Consider the following 3,410-nt stretch of genomic DNA (forward strand, 5'->3'; position numbering starts at 1 on the left):
AGGCGTAATTCATTGATTTATAAGGACTTTTTTCAGGTTTACAGTAAAAAATAGAGAAATCCCCTCTAATATCTGTTTTTAACCCTTGAATTCTGTGCAAATTTTGAACAATCAAAAGCCGGTGATCAGATTGCTGATGTGGTGAGATTCTGGCCCGGTAGGGGATGGAGATAGTCCTAGAACGTCCTCCAGTGGGCCTAGAATCGACGATCATGATCAGGCAATCCCTTTGCCTAGGTGATTGCACTAACGCCTCACTGCGTTCGTTGTTGGGTCATCTGCTGCACTGGTGACGGTGAAGCGTGTCACCAGCACACCAGACGACCTCGATCAGATCGATCAGGCAACGCATAGGGATCAGGTGTGAAGGGGTGGGCCAGCCACCCCACACCTTGATCACTCGCTTTTGATCTTTGGTGACTGACAGCACACACGGAACAACCCAAGGGGGTTGGTTCTGTCGTGTGTTGGTGGCACCAGCGGGTGCCTGTTCTGGTGAGTGCTTCGCCCTCGTAGAGGCGAAAAACGAAACAGCAACAGCAACCGGATATCGGCTTTTGATCTTGATCTTGCTGTAGATCTTGATCTTGCTTCTGCCCACCGGCAGGTGCCTGCGGAGCACCCACACACTCGTAGAGTGTTTTAGTGGGCTAAAACGCCTTTGCTTTGCTCTGGCTTTGTTTTTGTCTTTTGACCTTATAAAAAGTGCTTTTAAAGCATATGAAGCTTTTAAAGCTCTTGATGTGTTTTTAAAGCACTTGATTTTTATTTGCGGCATGATATTTGTATAAGTATAAAAACATCTTTTTCAATTATGAGTAATTTTGTATCTTTTAACGCCAAGTATTACAAACATTCACAATCTTCTGGCGAGATTGGTCATGTAGAACGTCAATTTGCAGAGAATAAAAACCAAATCAAAGAGCTGGAAAAGAATAATTTCGATTGTGGTTATTCAATTATTGACGAATATAATAGGATTTATGCCCAAGTAGAGACAGATAAAGGTAAGAAGATACAAAAGAACGCAAACACCTTTATCGACGGTGTTTTGGCGTTCTCCCGTGAGCAATTCGAAGAATTTGCACAAGATCCACACTACAAAGCAATAATGAGCAAATACATCAAAAATTTCATGAATCAGGTTCAAGAAGAGACCGGCCTGACGCCAGTCGGCTGGGCTTTTCATGCTGATGAAGGTTATAAAAATCCGGAAACGGGTGAAATAGCGATGAATTATCACGCTCAACTGATTTTCTTCAATCATGATTTTAAGACTGGAAAAGCACCACTGAGAGACATGCAAAAGCGTGGATCTGAGTCTCCCTGGAGCAAATTGCAGAACCTAGCCGGTGACGTTTTCGCACCGCTGGGATTTGTGAGAGGTAAGCCGAAAGACGATCTACATGCTGATCATCTTGAAAAAGACGATTTTATTGCTAGGAAGCATGAAGATCTTGAAAGGATCATCCAAGAAAATGAAGAAATTGCAGAGAAAATGGCTATTTTAGCCTCTGGAATGAAGAATCAATGTGAAAGCCTCAAAGATGTTGTAACTGAGATAAATAGCAAGGCAAAAGCATATGAAGATATTAAAAACAACATCGGTAAAGCTACTGACTTTATTAAACAAGAGCTAGAAGATGATTCAAGTGTATATAGTAAATTTAAAAAAATAATTAAAAATAAATTTCCTAATACATATGAAAAATTATGGAATATTGGAAAAAAAATAATCCATTTTTTTGATGGTAAGATACCAACATTGGAAAATACAAAAGAGTTAATCAATGAAATTAACGTTAATTCTAGCGAAGTAGAGAAACTACTCGATGAGATGAAAAAGAACAGCGAAAAGCTACGAGAAACGCAGCAAAACAAGGCCAGCAAGCCCTCTGGGCCACGTCCAGCAGGTCCTAGACCTGGAGGCCCAAGATGATCAAGATTATCGCCGCTACGCTCTTGATTTTACTACCAGATGCTTTGGCTTTTGCTGCTGCAGGGCAGACGTTCGACTGGTCGAACCAGTCATGCCAAGATGCTCGGAACGAAAGGGTTTTCCAGTTGATGAAGGATAATGTGAGCTACGGCGTAGCTCAACAACGAACTGAGGGAGCCTTTAAAACTTGTCTATGTTCAAGAGGTGATGAGGCAAAAAATGCCATAGACATTTTGGTTGATAGTCATGAAATAGAGCTATTAATTCCTGATCCAGTACGAACAATAACAACATCAATTGAGTATGGTCGTGACTTTAATATTATGTTTAATGGTGGAAACAATAGATGCTATTTACATATAGATAAAACTGAGTTATGTAGTAACTCAGGGTTTATGAATGATGCAAAAAGTTACTTTGATGTGCCTTCGCACTATGATGCAAAACTAGATCTTTGTGTAATAGAACAGGATCATAATGTTTTTAAAGAAGAAAAAAAGCCCTGATGGGCTTATTGGTTTATTTCTTTTAAAATTCTTTCGATTTCATCATCAAAAAAATCCATTTTTTCTTTTAAATAACGATAATAATCCTTTGTTTCTTGTGGGATTGGCTTAGCCAACCCCTCAATTTGTTTTGCTTTTGCTTGTAATGCGTCTTTTCTATCATTCAAAAAGCAATAAATGATGTAATTATCATTAAAAACCATAGTTTTTAATGGTTCTTTCCATGCTGGTTCATTCATCTTCGTTCTCCTTATTATCTATTAGATTTAGTTGTTCTCCCGGATATATGATAGGGATTTGTTTAAGCTTCACATTGCTCCAATCTTCAAAATCATCATCTTGGTCAGCACCGCACGCAACAACTGTTGCTGTAAAAATCGCAAATTTTTCTTTGATTTGATTGTCGGTAGACCAAAACACATTGGAATTGACAACGTAGGCGTTGGCATTTCCGACTTTAATGATATTGATGAACTTAGCTTCTCGAAGGTCTTTAATAGCCTTAGAGCATGTATTGCGTTTCTTTTTAGTGATTTGTTCAAGTGTCTTATAAGACATAATTACAGCATTTTGCTTGTTCATCTTTTCAACAAAAACAAGCAAGATTTGTGCAGCCGTTGGGTTTAGCTTAACCAAGCCACGCAACTGTTTTAATTCTTTTTTATACAATTGAACGAAATCAATATTTTTCTTTTGAGATTTTTCTCTGTCACGCTCTTCGATCATACTTAATAATCTAGCGTTACTGTCTCTTAATCTTGCGATTTCCGCACTTATTTGTTCTTGGGTTTCCATCTTTAAACCTTTAATACTTGTTCATTAATAACAAAATAACATATTAGTTTCTTTTGTCAATGGGTTGTATCTTTTTCCGTGCGGTATGTCTCTTGGAGCTGTGCATCTATGTATCGTGTGACGATACATCGATGTATCGTGGGAGGATACATAGATCATTCAACCGTAAG

5 protein-coding genes are annotated in these 3,410 nt (G+C 38.5%); 2 read left to right on the forward strand and 3 right to left on the reverse strand.

Features of this window, described 5'->3' with window-relative positions; genetic code table 11:
- Positions 1 to 214: hypothetical protein (locus tag ACYZUM_RS30680; protein ID WP_473061377.1), on the reverse strand; the 214-nt coding region annotated here is incomplete at its 3' end.
- 600 nt (positions 215 to 814) lie between these two features.
- Here ACYZUM_RS30680 and ACYZUM_RS30685 point away from each other — a divergent pair.
- Positions 815 to 1,939, forward strand: a complete 1,125-nt coding sequence (locus ACYZUM_RS30685) for a plasmid recombination protein (RefSeq protein WP_473061378.1) — start codon at positions 815 to 817, stop codon at positions 1,937 to 1,939.
- Positions 1,936 to 2,445 carry a hypothetical protein gene (locus ACYZUM_RS30690; protein WP_473061379.1) on the forward strand — a complete coding sequence of 170 codons (510 nt, stop codon included), beginning with the start codon at positions 1,936 to 1,938 and terminating at the stop codon, positions 2,443 to 2,445. Before ACYZUM_RS30685 ends, ACYZUM_RS30690 begins: the two co-directional genes overlap by 4 nt.
- A 5-nt stretch (positions 2,446 to 2,450) precedes the next feature.
- On the opposite strand, the gene ACYZUM_RS30695 is transcribed toward ACYZUM_RS30690, so the two are convergent.
- Positions 2,451 to 2,684 carry a hypothetical protein gene (locus ACYZUM_RS30695; protein WP_473061380.1) on the reverse strand — a complete coding sequence of 78 codons (234 nt, stop codon included), beginning with the start codon at positions 2,682 to 2,684 and terminating at the stop codon, positions 2,451 to 2,453.
- Positions 2,677 to 3,240, reverse strand: coding sequence for a replication/maintenance protein RepL (locus tag ACYZUM_RS30700; protein ID WP_473061381.1), 564 nt, complete (start codon positions 3,238 to 3,240; stop codon positions 2,677 to 2,679). Before ACYZUM_RS30700 ends, ACYZUM_RS30695 begins: the two co-directional genes overlap by 8 nt.
- Positions 3,241 to 3,410 lie beyond the last annotated feature (170 nt).

The organism is Pseudomonas sp. m6p, from assembly GCF_055760375.1.

What these genes read in the sequence shown, in the direction of transcription:
- ACYZUM_RS30695 (WP_473061380.1), bottom strand. Translation starts at nt 2,684, where the DNA reads ATGAATGAACCAGCATGGAAAGAACCATTAAAAACTATGGTTTTTAAT.
- ACYZUM_RS30690 (WP_473061379.1), top strand. Translation starts at nt 1,936, where the DNA reads ATGATCAAGATTATCGCCGCTACGCTCTTGATTTTACTACCAGATGCT.
- ACYZUM_RS30700 (WP_473061381.1), bottom strand. Translation starts at nt 3,240, where the DNA reads ATGGAAACCCAAGAACAAATAAGTGCGGAAATCGCAAGATTAAGAGAC.
- ACYZUM_RS30685 (WP_473061378.1), top strand. Translation starts at nt 815, where the DNA reads ATGAGTAATTTTGTATCTTTTAACGCCAAGTATTACAAACATTCACAA.